The organism is Sorangium sp. So ce726 (assembly GCF_051521405.1).
GTDB lineage: Bacteria > Myxococcota_A > Polyangia > Polyangiales > Polyangiaceae > Sorangium.
Window position 1 is genome coordinate 7332871 of sequence record NZ_CP150349.1, and the last position, 23368, is coordinate 7356238.

The 23368-nt window shown below is 72.8% G+C and carries 15 protein-coding genes; 3 read left to right on the plus strand and 12 right to left on the minus strand.

Annotated elements, in window-relative coordinates:
- Nucleotides 1-226: 226 nt before the first annotated feature.
- From WME79_RS27335 to WME79_RS27350, 4 genes are all read right to left on the minus strand, one after another.
- Nucleotides 227-1711 carry a cytochrome P450 gene (locus tag WME79_RS27335; protein WP_437520573.1) on the minus strand — a complete coding sequence of 495 codons (1485 nt, stop codon included), beginning with the start codon at nucleotides 1709-1711 and terminating at the stop codon, nucleotides 227-229.
- Between the two features lie 94 nt (nucleotides 1712-1805).
- Nucleotides 1806-3323, minus strand: coding sequence for an SDR family oxidoreductase (locus WME79_RS27340; RefSeq protein ID WP_437520574.1), 1518 nt, complete (start codon nucleotides 3321-3323; stop codon nucleotides 1806-1808).
- 30 nt (nucleotides 3324-3353) lie between these two features.
- Nucleotides 3354-4088 (minus strand): 4'-phosphopantetheinyl transferase family protein, encoded by a 735-nt coding sequence (locus WME79_RS27345; RefSeq protein WP_437520576.1) that lies wholly within the window; start codon nucleotides 4086-4088, stop codon nucleotides 3354-3356.
- Entirely contained in the window at nucleotides 4085-10831 is a 6747-nt protein-coding gene (locus tag WME79_RS27350) for an SDR family NAD(P)-dependent oxidoreductase (RefSeq protein WP_437520578.1), read from the minus strand. Before WME79_RS27350 ends, WME79_RS27345 begins: the two co-directional genes overlap by 4 nt.
- Nucleotides 10832-11243: 412 nt before the next feature.
- Between WME79_RS27350 and WME79_RS27355 the strand changes: the two genes are divergently transcribed.
- Nucleotides 11244-11765 carry a MarR family winged helix-turn-helix transcriptional regulator gene (locus tag WME79_RS27355; RefSeq protein WP_437520580.1) on the plus strand — a complete coding sequence of 174 codons (522 nt, stop codon included), beginning with the start codon at nucleotides 11244-11246 and terminating at the stop codon, nucleotides 11763-11765.
- A gap of 60 nt (nucleotides 11766-11825) precedes the next feature.
- Here the strand turns inward: WME79_RS27355 and WME79_RS27360 are convergent, their stop codons facing one another.
- The 4 genes from WME79_RS27360 to WME79_RS27375 all read right to left on the minus strand — a co-directional run bounded on the left by WME79_RS27360 (nucleotide 11826) and on the right by WME79_RS27375 (nucleotide 17578).
- On the minus strand, nucleotides 11826-13649 hold the full coding sequence (locus tag WME79_RS27360; RefSeq protein WP_437520582.1) for a sialidase family protein: 1824 nt from the start codon (nucleotides 13647-13649) through the stop codon (nucleotides 11826-11828).
- A gap of 640 nt (nucleotides 13650-14289) precedes the next feature.
- Entirely contained in the window at nucleotides 14290-15450 is a 1161-nt protein-coding gene (locus tag WME79_RS27365) for a homogentisate 1,2-dioxygenase (RefSeq protein WP_437520584.1), read from the minus strand.
- Complete coding sequence (locus WME79_RS27370) at nucleotides 15450-16604, minus strand: 4-hydroxyphenylpyruvate dioxygenase family protein (protein ID WP_437520585.1); 1155 nt, start codon at nucleotides 16602-16604, stop codon at nucleotides 15450-15452. The genes WME79_RS27365 and WME79_RS27370 overlap by 1 nt, the downstream gene beginning before the upstream one ends.
- Nucleotides 16601-17578 (minus strand): fumarylacetoacetate hydrolase family protein, encoded by a 978-nt coding sequence (locus WME79_RS27375; RefSeq protein WP_437520587.1) that lies wholly within the window; start codon nucleotides 17576-17578, stop codon nucleotides 16601-16603. Before WME79_RS27375 ends, WME79_RS27370 begins: the two co-directional genes overlap by 4 nt.
- A 132-nt stretch (nucleotides 17579-17710) precedes the next feature.
- Here WME79_RS27375 and WME79_RS27380 point away from each other — a divergent pair, with 132 nt between their 5' ends.
- A complete protein-coding gene (locus WME79_RS27380) occupies nucleotides 17711-17842 on the plus strand; it encodes a hypothetical protein (RefSeq protein WP_437520589.1) in 132 nt (43 codons plus the stop codon).
- A 64-nt stretch (nucleotides 17843-17906) separates the two neighbouring features.
- Here WME79_RS27380 and WME79_RS27385 read toward each other — a convergent pair whose 3' ends face one another.
- From WME79_RS27385 to WME79_RS27400, 4 genes are all read right to left on the minus strand, one after another.
- Nucleotides 17907-18863 carry a hypothetical protein gene (locus WME79_RS27385; RefSeq protein ID WP_437520590.1) on the minus strand — a complete coding sequence of 319 codons (957 nt, stop codon included), beginning with the start codon at nucleotides 18861-18863 and terminating at the stop codon, nucleotides 17907-17909.
- 414 nt (nucleotides 18864-19277) lie between these two features.
- Nucleotides 19278-19724 (minus strand): DUF3237 family protein, encoded by a 447-nt coding sequence (locus tag WME79_RS27390; RefSeq protein ID WP_437520592.1) that lies wholly within the window; start codon nucleotides 19722-19724, stop codon nucleotides 19278-19280.
- Complete coding sequence (locus tag WME79_RS27395; RefSeq protein ID WP_437520594.1) at nucleotides 19721-20947, minus strand: flavin-dependent oxidoreductase; 1227 nt, start codon at nucleotides 20945-20947, stop codon at nucleotides 19721-19723. The genes WME79_RS27390 and WME79_RS27395 overlap by 4 nt, the downstream gene beginning before the upstream one ends.
- A gap of 113 nt (nucleotides 20948-21060) precedes the next feature.
- Entirely contained in the window at nucleotides 21061-22260 is a 1200-nt protein-coding gene (locus tag WME79_RS27400) for an MFS transporter (RefSeq protein WP_437520596.1), read from the minus strand.
- A gap of 550 nt (nucleotides 22261-22810) precedes the next feature.
- Between WME79_RS27400 and WME79_RS27405 the strand changes: the two genes are divergently transcribed.
- Nucleotides 22811-23266, plus strand: coding sequence for a hypothetical protein (locus WME79_RS27405; protein ID WP_437520598.1), 456 nt, complete (start codon nucleotides 22811-22813; stop codon nucleotides 23264-23266).
- Nucleotides 23267-23368 lie beyond the last annotated feature (102 nt).

Here is a 23368-nt window from a genome sequence, read left to right on the forward strand (position 1 = left end):
GGCGCGCGCGCTCGTCGTCGGAGCGCGCAGCGCGCCGGCTGTGCCAGTGCCGTACAAGGAGGCAGCGCTCAGGGGTTCACCCCGAGCCGTCCGCCTGCCTGCCTGTTACTTCGCCGCGGCTCCCCGGGGCCTGACATGGACCGAGAGAAAAAATGAGGGCGGAGGCTCCGCCTGGGAGGAAAGGCCGGGCGATCGCGCCGCCGGCCGGTGCGCCGAGCCCAGGCCCTCAGGCCCTGGCGCTGTACGGGCAGCCGTGAGCTCTCATGACGGCGGCCGCCGCGGGCTCCGCCACCACAGGCTCCGCCGCCGCGGGCTCCCCCCGCCCCGCCGGCGCCGCGCGCACGACGCTCGACGGTTCCCGCCGCTTCAGGATCATGCGCATCCCGTTCACCGGCTGCAGCGAGATGAAGCCGCGGCAACGCGGGTCGAAGCCGGGGACCAGACGGAGCCGATAGCGCTGCAGCGCCATCGCGACCATGATCTTGCCCTCGAGCTGCCCCATGAACTCGCCGAGGCAGATCCGCTGGCCGGCGCCGAAGGGGATGTAGGCGAGCTTGTCGTCCGCGCTCCGCCGGTGGTTCGCGAAGCGCTCGGGCTTGAACTCCAGCGGATCGCTCCAGAACTCCGGGTGCCGGTGCGTGACCCACGGGACGATGGCCACCGTCGACCCCGCGGCGACCTGATAACCGCCGATGACGTCGTCCTCCAGCGGGCTGCGGAGGATGAACGGCACGGAGGGCAGGAGCCGAAGGCACTCGTTGAAGACCATGGTGAGGTAAGGCATCGACTCGATGTCCTTGGCCGTCGGAGACCGGCCGCCGAGGACGCGATCGATCTCGTCGGTGAGGCGGGCGTACACCTCGGGGTGCTGCGCGAGCTGGTACAGCGCCCACGAGGCGGTGACGCTCGATGTCTCGTGCCCGACCATCAGGATGGTCTTGATCTCGTCCCGCAGCTGCGCGCGGTCCATCTTCGCGCCGGTCTCGGGGTCGACCGAGTTCATGAGGCGGACGAGCACGTTGTCCTCGCCGCCCGCGCCGCGCTGGTAGCCGTCGATGATGCCGTCGATCACGGTGTGCACGCGGTCCATGGCCCGGCGGAAGCGCAGGTGGCTGGGCAGCGGCCAGGACAGCGGCGGGTTGACCAGGGAGTACATCCGCTTCAGCGCGATCGACAGCGCATATTTGAACGCCTCGCGGACGGTGTCCGTGTGGGCTTGCAGCGCGGCGCCAAAGAACGCCTCGCCCGCGATACCGAACGTCACGTCCATCATGTCGTCGTTGATGTCGCGCTCGAACTCGCCCGGCTGGGCGTCCCAGCGCCGCAGCGCCGCCTCCATGTGGTCGACGATGAGGGGGACGAACTTGAGGGTGTTGGCGTGGTTGAACTGGGGCTGCACGTGCCTGCGCTGGCGCCGCCAGAGCTCCCCCTCGCTGTTCACGAGGCCCCAGCCCAGCACGGGGGCGAGCTCGTGGTAGCGCTTCCCCTTGGGGTAGTTCCGGACGTTCGTGCGAAGGACGTGCGCGATGTCGTTCGGGTGAAACGCCATGACGAAGTCCTCGGCCCCGGGCGCCCGCAGGCGCACGACGTCGCCATATCGCGCGAAGAGGTCCTCGTAATGACGCATGTTACCGGTCCTGAAATTCGCCAGGTACCGAAGGCTGGCGAGCGGGCCGGGGCCCGGGGGCTGCGGGTCGAGATGGGCACTCATGATTCCTCCTTCTTCGCGAGCTCCAAGGAAGCCGACGTGAGCTGTTCAGCGCTTACCTGCGCCGAGCGCTGACCGGCGCCGGCCATCGCAAGCGTCAGATGCACAGCGAGCCTCCGCCGTCGACGGTGAGGGTCGCGCCGTTGATCCTCCGCGCCCCGTCCGAGAGCAGCAGCAGGACGGCCTCTGCGACGTCGTCCTCGGTGCAGAGCCGGCCGCCCGGCGTGCGCGACTCCCAGTACGGGAGGATCCGCTCGTGATCCGGGTAGTTGCTCGTCACGTGGCCATAGATCGGCCCGGCGGAGACGCAGTTGACCTGCACGTTGCGCGGGGCGAGCTCGACGGCGAGCGCGCGCGTGAGCGACTCCACCGCGGCCTTCACGGCGCCCATGGCGCCGAAGTGCTCGAGGTACCTCGACGAGCCGTTCGACGAGAGCGCGACGATCCGACCGCCGCCGTGGCGCTCCATCAGGCGCGCCGCGCGCATGGCGCACAGGTGGTAGCCGATGACGTTCGTGCGGAAGGCCAGCTCCCAGTGCTCCGGGGTCGTCTGCTCGAGGGGGCCGAAGCGGCCGTTCGACGCGTTGCTGACGAAGTGGTGCAGCTCGCCGACGTCGCGCGCGATCGCATCGAAGAGCCTGTCGATGTGCGCGGGGTTGGCGACCGAGCCCCAGACGTGCACCGCGTCGCCGCCGTCCCCGCGGATCTCGTCGGCGACCGCCTCACCGTCGTCCCGCGAGTGGAAGCTGTTGACGACGACCCGCGCGCCGGCGCGCCCGAGCTTCGCGGCGATGGCGCGGCCCAGCCCGCGGCTCGATCCGGTCACGAGGACCGTCTTGCCCGCGAGCGCTACCCCGGCGGCAGGGAGCGCCCGCTGCGCCGCAGGGGCCGCGGGCGCGCGCGCCGCGGTGACCTGCGCGGGCGGCGCGGAGTCGACGAGGCGCGCGAGATCGCCGACCGTGCGGGCCTCGTCGAGCGCCACCTCGAGCGCGCCCGGCTGGGCGCCATGCTGCCAGAGGAGCGCGCGGAGCTCGTCGCGCCGGCGGCGGTCGACCCCGAGGTCCTCCTCGAGGCGCGCGTTGGGGACGAGCAGATCGACCGGGTGGCGGGTCGCGTCCGCGAGCGCCTGGACCACGACATGGAGCGCGTCGCCCGCGTGGCCATTGGCGTGCCTTCCGGCCTCCACGTGGCCGTTGGCGTGCTTCGCCGCCTCCACATGGCCGTTGGCGTGCTTCGCCGCCTCCACATGGCCGTTGGCGTGGCTTTCGGTCTCCACGTGACCATTGGCGTGCCATCCGGCCTCGACATGGCCATTGGCGTGGTTTCCGGGCTCCACGTGACCATTGGCGTGCTCTCCGGCCTCCGCGCTGGCCGCGATCGTTCGCGACAGGAACTCGCTGACACGAGCCACCGTGCGCAGCTCGTCGGGCGCCGCCTTGAGGGCGTTCGGGAGACCGAAATCCGCGCGCAGCGTCGCGAGGATCTCGCCGCGCTTCACGGAGTCGATGCCGAGGTCCTGCTCCAGATCGGCGTCGGCGACGACGACCTCGTCGGGGTAGCGCGTCATGCGCACGAAGACGGAGCGAACATGGTCGAGAAGATCATGAGATTGCATCGTCGAAACCTCGTGTTTGGTGAGTGCCATTCATCCGAGAGCCGCGACCGGCGGGACGGGGACGGCCGCGACGAGCGCGAACGCACCGGTCAGCACGGCCCGGCCAAAGAACTGCCCGCCCCGCGCGCCCAGCGCGAAGGAGCGGACCGAGGGCTGCGCGAGGCGCGCGCCGCCCGGCGGGAACGCGACGTCGATGTCCCGGAACGAGAACCGCGCCGGCAGCGCGAGCGCCCCCGTCTTGTAGAGCGCCTCCTTGGCGCTCCAGAGCAACGTCTCGAGGGCGGCGCGGTCGACGCCCGCCGCGGCGCCGCGCGCGAGGCCCTCGCGCTCGCGCGGGGTGAAGTGCTCGTCAGCGAAGCCCGCCGCGCGCGCCTCGACCCGCTCCACGTCGACGCCGACCGCGCGCGCCGTGGTGACCGCGGCCGCCGCGAGCTCGCCGGCGTGCGAGAGCGACACCGCAAACGCGCCGTCCTCGAAGCGCGGGCAACGGCCGGACGGCCCCGTCACCGCGCAGGCGAGGTAGTCCGCGCGCGGGTGCGCCTCGAGCGAGGCCGCGTCCAGCGCGACCAGCGGCGCGCCGCGGCCGGCGGCGAGCTCGAGGCGCAGCCACTTCGCCGCGACGCGCGCGCACGCGGACTGCGCCCGCCGGGCCGCGACGCGTTGCGCGGCGCACGCGCGGCGCTCGCTGGGTGTCAGGTAGGGCTCGAGGCGCGCCGCGGCCTCGGCGTCCGCCCGCGCGACCGCGATCGCGAGCGGCGGCGTCACGGCGCCCCCAGCGTCAGCGTCGCCTGCGCCGCCGGGCGGGCGTCCGCGGCCACGCGCCCCATGACGCGCCCCTCGAGCCCTTCGACCTCCAGAAGCACGCCGCCCGAGGGGTCGAGCGCCTGCGCCCACGCGCCGAGGACGCGATCGCCCGCCGCGGTCGGGACCGTGGCGACGAGCCGGATGGGGACACCCGCGTCGCGGAGCGCGAGGTCGTTGGCCGCCGTCCCGAAGCGGATCCGGTCGACGCCGCCCGCGGCGCACACCGGGAACGCGCCCGCCTCGTCGCGGCGCAGGGTGCCCAGCGACAGGAGCGCGTCGAGCAGGAGGAACGGCGTGGCGGCCCCGCGCTGCCGCGCGAGGGCGCCGTCGGTCGTGAGGCGGAACCGGGCCTCCTTGAGCGCGGGCCCGAGCACGAAGGTGCCGAGGTGATCGAACCAGCCCGCGTGCCGGACCGGCGAGCCAGGGCTCGCATACGGGTCGCGCACCAGGGGCCCGTCGACCCGCCCGGCGTGGCGCGGAGCGAGGCCGCCGCGGTCGACGTGGATCGGGCCGAGCTCGACCACGCAGGTCGCGAAGACGACGCCGGCGCGGAGGGTCACGCCCGACCGGTGGACGAAGTCGCCGCGCACCTCGACGGCGCACGCGACGCGGCCACCGGTGAGCCGCTCGCGGCGGGTCGTCACCGCGCGCACGTCGCGCGGCGCGTCGTCGGCGAGGCGCAGGAACTCGAGGAAGCGCACGTCGCGCACCTCGCGGACGAGCGCCCCGCCGCCCGAGGTCGCGAGCGCGTGCCGGACGGCCAGGTCGACGAGGAACGCCCCGGCCGCGACGGCGCTCGAGCGCGCCCGGTGGTCGGAGAGCCACGGATCGACGCGTGGATCGAGCGTCCACGCGCTCACAGGCGCGCTCTCGGGCGCGCCGTCCGCGGCGGCCAACGCGACCGCCGCGTCCGCCGCGACGATGCGCGGGGCGAAGCGCTCGATCTCGCTGTCGGTGAGCAGGACCTGGGCCGCGCCGGCGGGCGGATCGGCGACGAGGTCGAGGAAGATCCGCCTCCCCTCTTCCGGCTCGACGCCCCGGAGCCCGCGCGCCGCGCCGAGCGCGCTGTACTCGGACCCGGCGGTCATACCGACGCCGTTCCAGCCGAGCCACGCGAGGCTCGACCACGGGCCTGCGCCCGCCTCGGCGGCGAAGTACGCCGCCGCGCGGTTCATCGCCTCGTTCGCCGCGCCGTAGTCCGGCTGCCCGTCGTTGCCGAGCACGCTGAACGCCGAGGTGACGAGGTGGACGTGCGGGCGCGCGGCGGGCAGGTGGTGCGCGAGGGCGCGGCGGAGGTGGGCGAGGCCGGCGAGCTTCGTGTCGACGATCCGCTCGAACAGCTCCAGCGGCTTCGACGTGAGCCGGCTCGACACCTGGATGCCGGCGCCGTGCACGATCAGATCGACCCGGCCGTACGCCGCCGCGACCGCCGCGACGGCGCGGTCGACGTCCTCGCCGCGCGTCACGTCGACGGCGTGGTAGTCGACGACGCGGCCACCGGCGCCCCCGGCGCGCAGCTGGGCGAGGACCCGGTGCGCCTCGCGGGCCGCGCGGAGGCGCGCGTAGCGGTCGCGCAGGACGCCCATCCGCAGGCCCGGGCTCTCGCGCAGGGCCTCGGCGTAGAAGTCCCGCTCGTACGCGTCGAAGTCCGCGTCGGTCATCGCGAGCGCGCGGGCAGGAGCGTCCTCCAGCCGCGAGCGGCCGAGGAGCACGGCGCGGCAGCCGAAGCGGCCGAGCAGGCCCTCGACGAACTCCGCCGTGATGCCGCGCGCGCCGCCCGTCACGAGCACGACCGAATCGGCGTTGAGCTGTGGCACGGCGCGCGCGCGCGGCCTCGCGGAGGCGCGGGCGAGCTGCACGGTGTGCCGCGCGCCGCCGAGATCGACCACCTCCTCGGGAACGGCGGGCCGGGCGCGCCGCCACTCCTCGGAGAGCGCGCCGAGCGCGGCCGCAACGTCGTGCGCGTCGGTGTGGAGGACGCGCACGTCGCCGCCCGGGAGCTCGCGCGCCAGGGACTTCACGAAGCCGCCGACCGCGCCGCTCACCGGCGCGAGCCGCCCGTGGAGGTCCACGGCGGAGGCGACGACGGCGGCGAGGGCCACCTCGCCGCGCGCGATGGCGTCGTAATAGCGGCGCGCAGCGCCGAACAGCGCGCGCAGCGCCGGCCTGTACGAGCCCGGCGCGCCGTCGACGAACGCGAGCGCGTCCGCGGCGCGGGTGAGCACGACGACCGCGTCGACGTCATCGGGGGCCAGGGCCGCGAACGACGCGCCGAGCCGCGCCTCGTCGCGGGCGTCGAGCGAGGGCGCACCGCCGGACGCCTCGGCCCCCGGCGCCGCAAGGTCGCGCGGGCTACCGGGCTCCACCGTGCCGGACGCCTCCTCGACGGCGAGCGCGAGGACGCGCGCTCGCTCCTCGTCGGAGCGCGCGGCGCGCCGCACCTCCGCGGCGAGCGCCGCGTCGGTGCAGACGTAGAGGACGCGGGACGGGACGCGCGCCGCCGGCCCTGTCGCCGGCGCAGGGGCGATCTCGGGGACGAAGCCGTGGATCGGCGTGCCCGTCGCGAAGCCCGAGGCCGGTCGCTCCGGCGCGACCCGCGCGGCCTCGGGGGGCGTGACCTGGACGGCGCGGGGATCGGACGGCCAGCGCACCAGGGCGGCGCCGTGCGCTCGCGCGCCGCGGATCGCCGCGTGGAGCTCGACGACGCCCTCGGCCCCGCGCAGCCGCGCGCTCGATCCGCCGACCGCGAGCTCGCGGGCCGAGGGGCCGCGCACCGCCTCGCCGGCGACGCCCTCCGCCGCGCCGGCGACGAGGTGCAGGCGAGCGAGCACCGGCCAGGCGTGGCGCGCGGCGGTGTCCTCGGTGCACAGCGCGACCAGCAGCGCCGCCTCGCCGACCGGCCGCGGGTCATGGGTCGCGGACGCGCCCCGCGCGACGTCGTCGCTGAAGGCGTTGACGGCCCCCGCGAGCACGACGTCGCAGTCCTCATCGAGCACGAGATCGGCGGCCGCGAGCGCGTCGAGCAGCGAGGTCGCCGAGGTGTCGACGACGAAGTTCGGCCCGCGCAGGCCGAAGACGTTGGCGACGCGCCCGGAGATGACGTTGGGCATGTTGCCCGGCTGCGTGTACGGCCCCGTCGCGGGCGATCCCCCGCGGAGCGCGTCGGCCGTCGTGGAGGCCAGCGCGGGGCTGACGCCGCGCGCGCGGAGCGCCCGCGCCACGCGGTCAGCGAAGATGCGCTCGTTGGCGCGTGCGCCGCGGCGCGTCTTGCCCTCGTGGCCGACGACGACGCCGATGCGCTCGCAGAGCTCGCGCGCAGGCAGCGCCGCGAGCGCCTCCTCCGCGGCCATCGCCGCGAGCAGCTGCGTCGGGTCCATCGCCTCGAGGGCGTCCGGGAGGACCGGCGCGCGGGCCGGCAGCCGGAGCGCGCCCTCGTCGAACGCGAGCACGTCCGACGGGGCGCCCGCGGTCGCGCCGCCCGTGGCAGGGAACACGGACCCGAGCCCGACGACGCACAGCGCGCGGCATCCTCCGCGCGGGCGCGGACGCGCGGGGTGGCAGTCGGCGCGGTGCTCCTCGACGACGAGGTGGGCGTTGGTGCCGCCGAAGCCGAAGCTGTCGAGCGCGGCGCGCAGCGGGGCCCCGCCCTCGGCGGTCCAGGGGGCGGCCGCCGTCGAGATGGCGAACGGCGAGCGCGCCAGATCGATCCGCGCGCTCGGCGCCTGGAACCCGTGCTGCGGGAAGAGCGTGCGCTCGCGGATCGCGAGCACGACCTTGATGAGCGACGCGACGCCCGCGGTCCAGCCCGTGTGGCCGAGCAGCGACTTGACGCTGCCCAGGGCGATGCGCGGGGCGCCCGGGTCGCCGGCGTCGCTCGCGAACACTTCGGCGAGCGCCTGGAACTCGGTGGCGTCGCCGACCGGCGTCGCCGTGGCGTGCGCCTCGACGTACTGAACGCTCCGCGCCTCGACGCCGGCCCGCGCGTGGGCGCGCCGCATCGCCAGGGCCTGCCCGCGGCGCTGCGGCACCGTGACCGACGGGCTCGGGCCGTCGCTCGACAGGCCGCTGCCCAGGAGCACGGCGTCGACGCGATCGCCCCGCGATCGGGCGTCGTCGAGCCGCTCGAGCACGACGACCGCGGCGCCCTCGCCGAACACCACGCCGTCGGCGGACGCATCGAAGGGGCGGCTGCCGGTCGCGGAGAGCCCGCCGAACTGCGAGAACTGGCACGCGTTCGTCGGGCCGGGCTGGTAGGCGCCGCCGGCGATCACGACGTCGGCGAGGCCGCGGCGGAGCATCGCGGCGCCCAGATGGACCGCGTGCATCGACGACGCGCAGGCCGCGTCGACGATGACGGTGCGCGCGCCCTCCCCCACCACGTCGCGCACGACGCGCGCGAGCGGCTCGAGGTGGCCGCGGCACGCCGCGCGCCGCCCGGCGTCGAGCCCGAGCTCGGCCGCCAGCGCGTCCACCACGGCGGCGCGGGCCGCCTCGTCCGCGGCGGCGCGCCCGAGCGCGCGCTCGACGCCGAGCAGCAGCGTGGCCTCGTCGTGCTCGATCGAGCCGTCGGCCGTGGAGCCGAGGAGGCATACGATCCGCAGGGGCGCGCCGTGGCGGAGCACGGACGCGTGCGATCGGGCCTCGGCGAGCGCGCACGCCAGCATGCGGGCCGTCTTGGGCAGCCGCTCGAGCGTGCGCGCGTCGTAGCCGGTCTGCTCGGCGTACGGGCCGAGGGCGTCAACCGTGCCGACCAGCAGGCTGTAGGTCTTGTCGGCGGCGCGGCCGCGGTTCAGGAAGTCGGTCGCGAGCTCCGGGTGTCGCTCGCCGGTGTCGGCGATCCCGCACGTGCCCGCGAACAGCTGCGCGAGGTAGGCGTCGACGCCGCCGGCCCCCGGCAGCACCGCGCCCATGCCCACGATCGCGATCGGCGTCGCCCCCGCAGCGTCCTCGCGCGGGCTCGCGGCGGCGACCGGGTTCGCGGAGCTCGCGACGGCGGCGGGGCTCGCGGAGCTCGCGGCGGCAGGCCTCGCGGCCTCGCGCGGGCGGCGGCCGTCCGGTTCCTCCGCCGGGAGCGGCGCGAGCGCCGTGAGCGCGCGCCCCGCGGCGCGCAGCGCGTCGATCACGCGCCGGTGCTCGGCCACGACGTCTTCCCCGGCGCGGAACGTCGAGATCACGCGCAGATCGGGCCCGGGCGGCGCGCTCCGCCGCGCGAGCGCGGTCAGGGCGCCGCCGCCGCCGCACTCGACGAAGGTGCGAACGCCCGCCGCGTGGAGGTCGCGCACGGCCGCCTCGAAGTCGAGCGGCGTCACGAGGTGCATCGGGAGCAGGCGCGCGGGCGCGAGCGGGCCGTCGCCGTAGTGGACGCGATCGATCGGCGAGTACGTGGCCAGCGCGGGGCGCGCCGCGCCGGCGCGCACGAGGGCGCTCGCGAACGGACCGACCGCCGGCGCGAGCAGCGGCGAGTGGAAGGCGTAGCGGCTCGCGAGCACCGTCGCGCGAACACCGGCGCCGGTGAGCCGCCGCTCGAGCGCGGCGATGCCGTCCGCCGTGCCCGACGCGACCGCCTGATCGGCCGCGTTGACCACCGCGACGAACACGTCGTCCCGGCCGAGCGCATGCACCTCGTCGCGCAAACGCTCCGCGCCGGTGTGCGCAGCGAGCATGCGGCCGGGCGGCGCGCCGCGGAGGGCGAGCACCCGGCGGCACACGACCTCGGCGGCCGTCGCGAGGGGAAACGCGCCGCTCGCGGCCAGCGCGGCGATCTCCCCGAGGCTGTGCCCCGCCACGACGTCGGGCTCGAGCCCGGCGGACCGGAGCAGCGCGACGGCGACGTGGTCCTGGACGAGGATCCCGAGCTGATCGAGATCGACGCACGCCTCGAGGGCGGCCCGCGCCTCCGCCTCGCCGGCGGTCACGAGCGCCGCGAGCGAGGCGCCGAGCAGCTCGCGCGCCGCGGGCTCGGCCGCGGCGACGGCCTCGCGCGCGGCGTCAAAGCGCGCGTGGAGCGCTCGCAGGAGCCGGAGATCGAACGAGCCTTGGCCCGGCAGAAGCAGCGCGATCTTGCCGGCGACGCCGCCGCCCTCCCGCGCGGCCTCCCCGGAGCGCCCCGGCGCCGCCTCCACGCCCGCCGCGGCCTCCGCGTCCCACCGCGCCCTGTGCGGGCGCGCCTCGTGGAGCGGCCCCCGCGCGACCTCGGCGGCGTGCCGGAGCAGGCGCTCGGGGAAGAGCTCACGCAGCGCGGAGCCGCCGCGCAGGCAGAGCTCGACGAAGCGCTGGTGCGGCACGCGCTCGTCGAGGACCCCGACGTGCGCCGTCACCGACCTGGGCAGCGGCGCGAGCTCGTCGCTCGCCGCGGCGACGGCGACGATGCGCTGGTAGCCGCACGCCACGGGCTCGCCGTCGAAGCGGACCGTGCGGAAGTAGCCGTACGCGCTCGAGCGCGTCACGGCGCCGAGGCTCATGAAGATCGCGACGCGCTCGCCCACGCGCACCGGCGCGAGGTTCCGGCTGTACCCCTCGGTGGTGAGCAGCCGGATCGCGGCGCGATCCTCCTCGTGCGGGAGCGTGCCGTCCGCGGCCTCGGCGAAGTAGAGCGTCTCGCGCGCGATGCACTGAAAGCGGAAGTTGGTGAGGTAGTGATGGCTGCCATAGGCCATGCTGTCCTCGAACTTCACGCAGTACGGAACGACGAAGAACTCGCCCATAGATCCTCTCCACGCGGCCCGCCCGCGCGCGGCGTCGACACACGCCTGGCACCGCGTGCCAGCCGATGTTTCGTGCGCTCCTCACCGCTGCGCCGCTCGGGCCGTTCGAATAAGTGTACCTACACGTAAATGCTCAGAGCGCGCCGCGGGCCCATGGCCCCCGGCTGCGCGAGTGATGCCGCGATGCTCGCCTCGGCGCCGCCGTGCCCCTGGCGACAGATGACCGATCGATCGAGGGATCGGCCAGCGCGCGCCGGGGCCGCCAGGACCGCCGACGCCGAGCAGGCGTCGTGCGGACGAGGCGGATCCACGTCGTCGAGGACGAGATAGGTGTAGCTACACCTGAACGGATGTCAAGCCGCGATCCTGGCCGCGATTTGACGGACCAGATCGAAACGGTGTAGATACACTGGTGACCGATTTTGCCCGCGCCGCCCAGATCATCGCGAGCCAGTGCGCCCTCGTGCGTGTCCGCCGCGCGTCGCGCGCGCTGACGCGGCTCTACGACGACAGCCTGCGCGCTGCGGGGCTCCAGGCGACGCAGCTCACGATGCTCGCCGCGGTCGCGACGTGCGGCGACGAGGGCGTGCAGCTCAGCGCGCTCGCGGACGGGCTCGTCATGGATCGCACGACGCTCACGAGGAACCTCGTGCCGCTCGAGAAGGCGGGCCTGCTCCGCGTGGCGCGGGCGCCCGACGACGCGCGCGTCCGGATCATCTGCCTGACGCGTCAGGGCGAGCGCGCCATCGAGGCGGCGTTCCCGCTGTGGGAGCGGACGCAGAAGCACGTCCGCGAGCAGCTCGGCGAGAGCAGGGCCGACGCGCTCCGCGAGGAGCTCGGCCGCGTCGTGGCCCTGGCCACGCGGCCCGAGAAGACGGCGGAGCCCGAGCGGACGCAGCAGAAAGCGCGGACGGGCAAGCGCAAGGCGAAGTGAAGATCACCAGGGGCGCGATGGGCACGGCACGGCGCCGACGGAGGGCCGCGCGGCGCGCGCTCAGCGCACCTGGAAGGCCTGGAAGAAGACGTCGGCCTGCGAGTGCGTTTGGCCCGAGATCGGGTTACCGGGGTGCTCAGGCTCCGTGATGAGGTTGCGCAGGTCTCCCCAGACCGAATAGAGCTTCTTCCCCTCCGACGTGATGTCGAGATACTCGCCGAGGTTGAAGCAAGGCGGGACGACCTGATCGAAGTTCGTCGTCGGGTAGCTCAGACCGGCGGGCTCGCGCAGCGGAATGTTCGTCGGGGAGAGGCGAAAGGAGGTGTCCGTGACGCGCTGCCTGTCGCCCTCGCCGAACGATTCCCCTCGCTCGAACGAGCTCGCCATCTCCACGTCGACGGACCTGTCGCTGTGCTGCGTGTAGTAGAGGATGTGGATGTCGCTCGGCTCGTCACCCATGGTCACGGCCGGGAGCACGTGATGGATGTCCTCGGTCGTGGAGGTGACGGGTATCGGAGGCGTCCATGTCTCCCCGCGATCGTCCGAGCGCATGAGGAACACGTTCGAGCCCGAGCGCGCCTCGCCGCGGTTCCCGCTGGTCGAGGCCGACCAGGCCAGGTAAAGGACCCCGCGTCGCACCGCGAGCGCTGGCTGAACGGTGAGGCGGGAGGCCTGCACATACGTGGGAAAACCAAGCCGCCCCGGGAGGGGCAGCCCGTCGGTGATGGCCAGGCGGAGTCCACCGCGATCGCCGCAGTCGATGAGCTCGCCGGGCTGGACCACGGGCAGGAGCGTCGGGTCCGGGGCTCCCGCGACGTTGAACTCCACGAACTCGAACGTCTCGCCGGCGTCACGGGACACCAGCATCTTGATGAAATCGGTGTTCAAGCCGGTGATGTGAAGGAACGGAACGTAGAGCGCGCCGTCGTCGGGATCCACGACGGGGTTCGTGAACTGGAACTCTTGCCGCAGGGGCGTGGGCTCCGGAGCGAAGATGACCTTTGATGTCCATGTCCTGCCGCCGTCGGTCGAGCGCGCGAAGCGGAGCTCGGTCCGGACGGGTGCCTGGGGGGGCTGGTAGCTGGTCCAGGTCACGTAGAGGTTGTCTCGGCGTCGACGCACCGGGTCGGGGCCCACGGCGAGCCAGCCCTTGTCGGCGCCGTCGTCCTGGGCCACGAGCGCCGCCTCGCTCCACCTGCGGCCGCCGTTGGTCGACCTGTTCGCCTGCACGCCCCGATGGCCCTGCGCGTCCTGGGTGAGCCCAGCGAAATGGAAGAACCCATGGCGATCCCTACGCACGACGGGATCACCGAGCGTGGTCGTGCTCCCGGGCAGCGGAGGGATGAAGCCGCTCTCCCAGGTCCTGCCGCCGTCATGCGAGGTCGAGAAGCCCGAGAAGTACACGGGATTGAGCGCGACCGCGCCGTCGACCAGAGCAGGCTTCGCGCCCGAGGACGTGTTGTAGGCGACGACGATATTGCGACCATCTGCTGCGATCGAGGTCTCGCTCTGGGTCACGTTGACGAAGGGAGGGATCGTCGGATCAGTGGAGAGCACATACACCTTGTCGAGCGCTGGGTCGTTGACCTGAACGTTCTCTCCGAGCGCCCGGATCGACGGCGTGTATTCCGGCCAACGGGACGAGGACGCTCGCTCGGCGAGATTCGCCCACGCGCGGCCGGTAAGCGCCTGGTGCGGGGCGATGCTCGCGGTGCGAACAGGCGGCGTGACGCCGTTCTCCGTCACGCCGCCGAGCGCGAGCTCGGGGCCGTTCGCGAACGGCGCGCCGTCGAACTCCGGCCCTTCCGAGCACGCCTGGAGCGCTGGCGAGGCGGCGAGGAGAAGTGCAGCACGAACAACGTTCGATCGTGGGGAACGCATCATTCCTCCTTGGGCCAACGCGCCGTCGAGCACATACCCGCGCTCGCGCTCATCGCCCGCATTGAAGTGGCAGCGCGGAGCTGCCGCCGAAGGGAGCGCTCCGCGCCAACCAGCGCTCGGCGCAGCGGCTCCTTCGCCCGCCCGAACTCGCGAGAGCCCTGCTTACTACTCCGCACCCAGGAGCCGCGCAACTCGCAGAACATGCGATATCCATCTTCGATTCGGACACTCGCTGAAGCTCGGACGCTCTCTGGCGCGCCGCCGCGCGGGGATGAACCGACTGAGATTCTCGTCGCACGGAATCATCAACGCTGCGACGCCGAGCACCTCCAGCGTCAAGGTGACCGCGACGTCGAGGCAACCACCGCGGCGCCGCGCGGCTGGGCGGCTGGCGCGGGCCTCAGCGGCGGACGGGCAGGGTCCCTCGATGGCTGTCGGCCGGTCGACCGGCGGGGCGGCGCGCGGCGCGCCGGCGTCCCGCCCCGGGCTGTCGCGGCGTGGGTGCGGTCGGGCTCGTCGGCCCGGCCACGCGTCCGCCACCTCCGCGCCGGGCAGACCCTCGGCCCCACCGCGCTCGTCCACGAGGCGTCCGGCGCATGCTGGAATCCAACGAGAAGATCGTCGGCCGAGCGCCTGACCTCGATCATGGGCCCGCGATGAAGCTGTCCTGGTAGCCCGGGTCCTCCACCGCGAGCGCGGCCGCGGTGGCCGAGAGCGGGCGGATCGTGTCGAGCATGACCGCGAGCTCGCTCGTCTCGCGGGCGCCGAGGCTCGCCTCGTACGCGCCGGGGTGCGGCCCGTGCGGGACGCCGGCCGGATGGTGCGAGATGCTGCCGGGGCCGACGCCGCGGCGTGAGGTGAAGTTGCCGCGGCAGTAGAACAGGAGCTCGTCGCAATCGACCGACGAGTGGGGGTACGGGCAGGGGATCGCCTCCGGGTGGAAGTCGGTCGGGCGCGGCACGAAGCTGCAGACGAGGGCGCCGCGCGCGGCGAACGTCCCGTGCCAGTCGGGAGGCAGGTGGACGAGCCCGACGCGCGCCTGGAAGCGCTGGATCGGGAACGCGAACGGGTACACCGCCCCGTCCCAGCCGACGACATCGAGCGGCGAGCGCTCGAGGGCGAAGCCGTGGAAGGCGCCGCCGCGCTTCACGACGAGCGCGCGGATGCCCTCGTCGAGGGGGCCGACGAACGTGGGCCGCCGGAAATCGCGGTGCGAGTACGGCGCGTCCATCCGCAGCTGGCCGACCTCGTTGCGCCACTTGCGCGGGAGGTGGATGTCCGCAGCCTCGATCGAGAGCCACCGCTGGGGCACGGCGTCCGGGAGGAAGCGGTGGAAGAGCCCCTTCGGGATGACGACGTAGTCGTCCTGCTCGAAGCGGAGATCGCCGAGCATCGTGCGCAGGACGCCACTCCCGTGGAAGATGAAGAACAGCTCGTCGGCATCCGCGTTCGCGAAGTACACCGGATCGGCGGCGTCCGGCTGGGCGAGCCCGATCACCACGTCGTCGTTGAAGAGCAGCGGCACGCGGCAGTCGACAGCGGGCCCGCCCCGCCGCGGCAGATCCTGCGACCGGTAGTGCCGCTTCGCGAGCGGGCGCGCCGGCGCGGCGACCGGCAGCGCGAAGCCGTGCGCGGCCTCCGCGATCCGGTGCTCGTGCGGCCGGCGCTCGTGGTAGGCGATCGTGAACGGGCCGTCGAAGCCCGCCCGCGTCAGGCACTCCTCGTAGCGGAGGTCCCCCGCCTCGCTGCGCAGAGCGATGTGGTGCTTCGGGGGCATGGCCCCGACGGCGATGCGATCGAGCATCAGCCGCTCCCTTCCGCTCTCTGCTGCCGCTCGATGCTCTCGAACAGCGCCCGGAAATTGCCGGCGCCAAAGCCGCGATCCCCCTTTCGCTGGATGAGCTCGAAGAAGAACGGCCCCGCGTCGGGATCGCGGTGCGTGCCCGACGACTCCTTGAGGAAGATCTGGAGGAGGTACGACCTCGCGCCGTCGCCGTCGACAAGCACCTCGAGCTCCCGCAGCGCCGCCGCGTCCTCGTCGATCTGCCCGATGCCGAGCTGCCGCAAGCGCTCGGGCAACATGTCGTAATAGGCGGCCGGGGTCGGCATGAACTCCACGCCCCGCGCGCGCATCGCGCGCACGGCGGCGAGGATGTCCTCCACGGCGAGCGCCACGTGCTGCACGCCGTCGCCGCGGTGCTCCTCGTGGAAGACGTTGATCTGCGAGCTCTTGAAGTAGGGCCGATAAGGCTCGTTGTTCGCGAACTTCACGCCCGAGGCCGGGTCCCACATCACGGCCGAGCGCAGGCCTGAGCCGTGAGCGGCGCCCTTCGCGACGTCGTTCGTGTGGAAGGCGATCTGCCAGAACGGCTCGAGCCCGAGCACGTGCTCCATCCAGAGCAGGGCGGGCGCCATCGTCTGGAAGTTCGAGGTGACGTGATCGAACCGGGCGATCCCGAAGCGGTTCTCGCCGCCGCGCGGCGCGCCGTAGGCCACGCAGCCCGGGAACAGCGCCCGGTATCCGCGCCGCTCCACGAAGCGAAAGGTGGTGTCTCCGAACGGCGTTGTGATCGAGAACGACGCGAACGCGCCGCCCTCATCCGTCGCCCTGTGGATCTCGTCGATCGGCGTGCCCCCGCGGCCGTCGAGCAGCCGGAAGGCGCGGTCGATGTCCTCCACCTCGAAGATGACCGTGCCCACCCCGTCGGGGTGCTTGCGCAGGTAGCGCCACGCCCGCCCGCCCTCGCCGATCGGCTGCGAGCAGACGACGACGCACTCGCCAGCCCGGAAGACGACCGACTGCTGCGCCGCCGCCGCGGTGAGCTCCGGCGAGCTCGCGGCGATCTCCTGGAAATCGAGCTTCTCCGTGTAGAACCTGCGGCTCCGCTCCAGGTCGCGCACGTAGTAGTGCAGCGCCTCCACCCGCTTGATGCCGATCGACTCCACCTTGGCGCTCATCCGGATACCACCCGCTGCGCGATGCGCCCGAACAGGCTCTCTCCCGCGCGATTCAGCATCTCGATCATGATCGTGTCTCCTGGCTTCATGAAAGGCGTCGTGGCCGCGCCGTGCGCGAGGATCTCGAGCGTGCGCTTCTCGGCCAGGCACGACACGCCGCGCGCCGGGTCCTCGTTGGAGACGGTGCCGCTGCCGAGGAGGGTCCCGGCCGTGAAGCTGCGGGTCCGGGCGATGTGCTCGATGAGCTCGAAGAACGAGAAATGCATCTCCGGGCCGGCCTCGGGATCGCCGATGAGACCGCCGTTGTAGTTCGAGCGGAGCCGCAGGTGGACGCGTCCGTCGCGGAACGCGTCCCCGAGCTCGTCGGGCGTGATCGCGAACGGGGAGAACGCGGTGGCAGGCTTGGAGCAGAAGAACCCGAAGCCCTTCGCGAGCTCGGCGGGCACGAGGTTGCGCAGCGTCACGTCGTTGGCCAGCAGGAAGAGGCGGATGTGCCGGTGCGCCTCGTCGCGGCGCGTGCCCTGCGGGGTGTCGCCGAGGACGACGCAGACCTCGGCCTCGAAGTCGAGGCCCCAGGCCTGGTCGCGCAGGACGATGTCGTCGGTCGGGCCGAGGAGGACGCCGGAGCCGCCCTGGTACACCAGCGGATCGGTCGTGAGCGTCTCGGGAGGCTCGGCGCCGCGCGCCTTGCGCACGAGCACGATGTGGTGAATGTACGCCGAGCCGTCGATCCACTCGTACGCGCGGGGCAGCGGCGCGGCGAGATCTTCCACGGCAAGCGGCGTCACCACCGCGTCGCCGCGCTCGATATCGTCGGCGATGCGGCGGAGCGCGGGCTCGGCGCGCTCCCAGTCGTCCAGCGCGGCCTGGAGCGTGGGGAAGGCCGCGCCGGCGGGCGCGTAGGCGAGGCCGTCGCGACGGACGACGACGAGCGTGCCGTCGCGGCCGGGGCCGCGGAGAGAGGCGAGCTTCATGCGCGTGCGAGCTCCTCGTGGCGCCCCGGCAGTCTCTTCGCCTCCGCTGGACGAGCAGGAGCCCCGTCGCGCCTGCCAGGGCTCGTCCTCGTTTGCGCACGGTGCACCGAGTAACCGGTTGAATGGATCCGCATGAACACCGGATTGGATGTTTTCACGACGCCCCACGATCTCGCGCAGCGCGCCATGGAGGTGATTGCAACGATTTCGTACCCGATCCCTCTGGCTCGCGGCATAGGTATACTCGCCTATGCCGCGATGTGAGGGCCGCCATCACTCCGCAGCTGCGGGATCTCTCGAGCTCCGCGAAACCCCATCGTCTTGGGGATCACTTTTGCAGCTGGACGCCGAGGAACAGGGCGTTCCCTTTCGCCCCCGACAGATCGCTTCTTTGATAGCCGAGCGCGACACGCGCAGCGTGCCCCTCGATGATGTAGCCCATCTGGGCATCGATGAGAAGATAGGGGTCGGCGTTCTTCGGCTTCGCTTGTTGTAGTCGGACCAGAGGCTGCAACTTCCCGACGCCGACGTTGCTCGGCGTGAGGTAGCTCGCGAGCGCAAAATAAGAATGGTCGAACCTCTCGAAGTCGCCGAAGTACTTGTAGAATGCGCCCTCGAGCGTGAGGGTGCCCGCCGCGCCGAGGTTCTTCTCGAACAGGAGGTCGGCATTGACCTCGCCATAGGTGTCCTTGCGCGGGGTGCCTGCGGGCTCGCCCGTCGCAGGAGGCGGCAGCGATTCGACCGAACCTTCCCTCTGCACCTCACCCCCCACGCCGAGCGCTAGGATGCTCTTCTCCCCGAGGTACGTGGCCTTCTGGTAATAGGCTGGCTCTGGATCGAGCAAGCTCAAGTTGAGCCTCACCGTGTAGAGCGGGCTCACCGAAGAGTCATGCAGGTTGAAAGCACCCACGTAATACTTGAACAGGCCGCCCGCTGCCTTGCCCCAGGTGGTTACCCCATCGTTGCGCCCGAAAGGCCCCTGTCTTGGCCCGATCGGCGGCGCATAGGGCTCGAAGAATCCGGGATAGTTCCACGGCCCCATCGACCACGGCCCGGAGAAGGCGGAGCGATCCGACGGCACGATCATTCGACCGATCCAGACGTTCAGCAGATCATGGAACTGGAGCTTGGCGATGGCGTCACGGATGGTCGCGCTGCCCGTGATGTTGCCCCCCGTTGGGGTCGGCCCGAACTGAGCGACGATCGCGCCCTGCAGGCCGATGAATCGGTTGATCTCGCCTGAAAACAACAGATCCAGCTCTCCTTCCCCGAGCAGCCGGTCCATCTTCTCGCGCGCGCCGGGGTTCTGTAAGCGACCTCCGACGCGGGCCCAGGCCGCGACGCTGACCGGCTTCTTCCACGGCTCCTTCTCCGCCGGCGGTGCCGTCGAAGCTGGACCGGGCCCGGCAGCGCCCTGCGGCGCCGGCGCGCCGGCGTGGGCTTCCGCAGACGGCGCTGGCGCCGCGCTCGCGTCGGCAGCAGGAGCCGCGATCGTCGGAGTCTCGCCCGTGGGCGCCGGCGGCGCCTCGGGCGGCGGTTGTGCCCGTACCGAGCGATGGAAGGAAGTGATGCCGAGAATGACGGCCAAGAACCCTGCGCCGACATCGCCCCGGCGTCTCGCCGCTCTCGTCTGTGTGCTCATGCGTTCTCCGTGTCAGGACATCCGAGGTCTTGAAGATCTCAGCCACGCTCGCGCCCCCTAGCCGATCTCGTACACCGTGAGCCGCACCCGATCGGCCAGCCGCTCGCCCACGGCCAGGGCCAGCACCGCGTTCAGCCGCAGGAGCCCTGGCGCCGAGGTGCGCATACGGATGGCGGTGCGGAAGTAGTAGAGCCCGGGGTCCACGGCCTCGCCGCGCCCGAGCGCCGCCAGCACCTCCGGCGGCCCGGCGCGGACGCCTTCGGAGAGGATCTCCACCGTCCCATGGCCGGCGATGTCGAGGATGTAGTGGGCGGAGATGTCCATCCGCCCGTCGGCCCAGATCGTCTGCCAGTCGCCACCCGGCAGCACCCGCCCCTCGAGGCCTCCGGCCACCGTGCCGCCGACAATCGGGATGAAGCGCCGGCCGGGCGAGCTCGGATTGACGGTGACCGGCGGGTCCACCGCCACATCGAGCGTCATCAAGGGGACGAGGGGAGGGCTCACGCGCGGGGCTCCGAGGCGCGCTTCAGGCCGGTCAGCACCTTGTAGCGGGCGGCGATGGTCTCCAGCTCGCCCGGGGCGAAGATGTCCTCGATATGGTCGAATCCGTCGGGCGCGCGATCCTGGGCGATCTGCATGCACTGCTCCGGACCGTTGCCGCGATTGGCCGCGACGATGGCGGCGGTGGCGGGCAGGCGCTCGGCCTCGTAAGCGGCCAGCGCTTCCACCGGATCGGCGTGGGCGGCGAGCGCGCGGACCAGGGCGCGGGCGTCCAGGATGGCCTGGCTCGCCCCGTTGGAGCCGATCGGATACATGGGATGGGCGGCGTCCCCCAGCAGCGTCATGCGCCCATGGCTCCAGCGCGGCAGCGGATCGCGGTCGACCAGCGGGAACTCGTAGATCACCTCGGCGCCCCGGATCAGGCCGGGCACATCCAGCCAGTCGAAGCGCCAGGCCTCGAACCTCGGCAGGAAGTCGGCGGGATCGCCCCGCCGGTTCCAGTCCTCCCGTCGCAGGCTCTCGGCGACGATGAGCTCGGCGATCCAGTTGATCGTCTGGCGGCCGTCCGGCCCCGGTGGGGAGATGGGATAAGCGACGAACTTCTGGTCCTGATGCCCGGCCATGATCATGCTGGCGCCGGTGAGGAACGGCGCCGCCAGGCTGGTCGCCCGCCACAGGATGCGGCCGCCATAGACCGGCGGCCCCTCGTCCGGATAGAGGCCGGCGCGCGCCGCCGAATGGATGCCGTCGGCGCAGATCAGGAGATCGGCGGACACCTTCCAGGCCACGCCCTCGCGGTTGAGGAAGCGCGCCACGATGCGGCCCTCGCCCTCTTCGTGGTCCAGGAGGCGCCGATCGCAGATCATCCGGTCGGGCCCCAGCCGCTCGACGGCGGCGTCGAACAGCACGCCCTGCAGGGCGCCCCGGTGCAGGGAGATCTGCGGCGCGGCGTGGCCGGCGAAGCGGCCGCGCGGCTCGCCCCAGATGCGCTGGCCGAAGCGGTTGAAATAGACAAGCTCCCGGGTCGCCACCCCGTGGACCATCAAGGCCTCGACCAGGCCCAGCTCGTCCAGCACCTCGGCTGCGTGGGGCAGCAGGTTGATGCCGACCCCGAGCGGCAGGATGGTAGGCACGGCCTCGAACACCGTCACCTCATGGCCCGAGGCGTGCAGCGCCAGAGCCGCGGCCAGGCCGCCGATCCCGGCGCCCACGACGATTACCTGCATGAGATCCTCCCGCAACCACGCGGCTTGACGCCGCCCATTGTCATGGGCCGTAACAATCTCTCCGACCCGAGCCACCCGGATGGCGCCCAGCGCAGATCGCCCCCGCCATCTCCTCAATCACCGGCATAACGTCCGCGAATGGTCATCACCGCCGCGGCCAGCCCGGCCGACAGCACCACGGGCACCATGGCCATGGCCACGCCGGCGGGGCCCCAGCCCTGCCCCAGCAGGTGTCCCGCCACCAGCGGCCCGCCGATGGAACCCAGCCGGCCGGCGGCGATGGAGGCGCCGGTGGCCAGCCCGCGCGCCTGCGCCGGGTAATAGAGCGGGATGACGCCATAGAGCGAATATTGCGCGCCCAGCAAGAAGAAGCCGGCCAGGCCGGCCAGCACCAGCACCGGCGGCAGGCTGTCTGCCCCCGCCAGCCCGAACAGCGACAGGGCCAGGGCGGGATAGGCCGCGATGATGGGAAGGCGCGGCCCGAGCCGGTCCACCAGCATGCCGATGACCCAGCAGCCGACGATGCTGCCGGCATTGAAGGCGAACGCGGCGCCAGCACCCCCGACTCCGCCAAGGCCCTTGGCGGCCACCAGCGATGGCAGCCAGTTCAACAGCAGATACAGCACGAGCAGCGTCAGGCCGAAGGTGAACCAGGCCAGCAGCGTGACCAGCAGCCGGCCATGGCCGAACAGCGCCTGCCCCCCGCCCGGCCGCTGGGCGCCGCTGGCCGCTGCTGCGCGGCTGTCGGGCATCAGCCGCGCCATGACCGGCAGCAGCAGCAGCGGCATCACGCCGCCGGCCAGGAAGATGCTGTGCCAGCCGAACCGTGCCAGGAAACCGGCCGCGAACAGCGCCGCCAGCGCGCCTCCGGCCGGCATGCCGCTGAACATCAAGGTGGTGGTGCGGGTCCGCCGGTCGGGCGGGGCGATTTCCAGGGCGACAGCCACGAGGGTGGGCATCGCCGCCCCCAGCCCTGTCCCAGCCAGGAGCCGGTAGAGGCCCAGCGACAGCGGTCCTCCCGCCACCACGGTGGCCAGCGTGAACAGGCCGAAAACGGCGACGGCCAGCATCAGCAGCGGCTTGCGGCCCATGCGGTCGGCCATCCAGCCGCCGGCCAGCGCGCCGCAGACCAGCCCGGCCATGCCGGCCCCGAACACGACGCCGGCCTGCCCGGGCGTCAGGCCCAGGGCGGGGATCAGCAGGGGCGCGGCCACGCCGACGGCCTGGATGTCGAACCCTTCCAGCAGCGCGATCAAGAAGCACAGCGACAGCGTGACGGCGCCGCGCGGCGCGTGAGGGGGCGATGCGCCCATGGGGAAACCTCCCGTTTCGTTCCCGTTGCCCGGGATGGTTGCAGCTGGCCGCAGCCGAACAGATGCGGTGATTGAACGTAGCTGGTGGAGCGTGACGGACCCGGTGAACACGCTCGCGCCCTTCGGCGAGCACGAGCTCCCGACCTCGAAGTCCGGGGCGACCTGGACGACCGCATCCCCGGTTGGATCAGGCCACCGTCGCGGACGCCGCCAGTGCAACGCCCCCTGGAGCGCTCGTGCCGAGATTGCCGAGCGTTGTCATTCCTCCTCGCCTCTCTGGTCGCAGATCGCCGTCCGTCCTCGCATCACCCGATGCGGGTGACTGCAACGACTTCGTACCCGAGCCCTCTGGCTCGAGGCATAGGCATACCCGCCTATGCCTCGAGGCGAGCCGTTGTCAGGCGACAGTAATTTTGTTGCCGCGATGGGGTCGGGGCGGAGGCGGGCGCGGTGGCCGCAGGATCGGGTCGCGCCGGATGGCCAGGCTCTCGCCCCCGAACGTCGTCCCCATCTACGAGATCGGTGAGCAGAGCGCATCCGGTTCGGCCTCATGATCGGCGCTCTCGGCGCGGTAATGGCGACGGTGGGTATCGGCCGCGTCGTCCCGGTGGTCCGCCCCGTGGACCTCTTCGCGATGGGCTGCGTCACGGCGCTCGCGGGGTTCACGCTGCTCCGGGTCTTCCGCCGCCCGCTCTCGAAGAGCGCGGTGAACCGGCGGATCGGCCACGTGGTGAAGGTGCTGCTCGTCGCGATGCTCCTTCACCGGGCGCTCGCCATGATCACCGACGACCCCGTGGAGCGCGCGCTCGCGACGAACCTGCTCCTCTTCGCGGCCGTCCACGCGACCGCCGCGCCGAGCCTGCCGAGGGCGAGCTGCATAGCGGCCGCGCTCTGTGCGGCGTGCGCGGCGGCCGCCGCGGTCTTCCGGGAGCATGCCGCCGCGATCTACGTCACGGGCGTGCTGGGCTCGCTGACGATCGCCATCGTGGTGTGGCACCGCGAGTAGCGCGTCGTCGCCTATCCCTGGTCGAGCGTGAAATCTCGCCTAGCTTCCTCCCCGGGCGCCTGCCGGCCGGAAGCGCACAATCAAGGGCGAACTTGAGCCCCT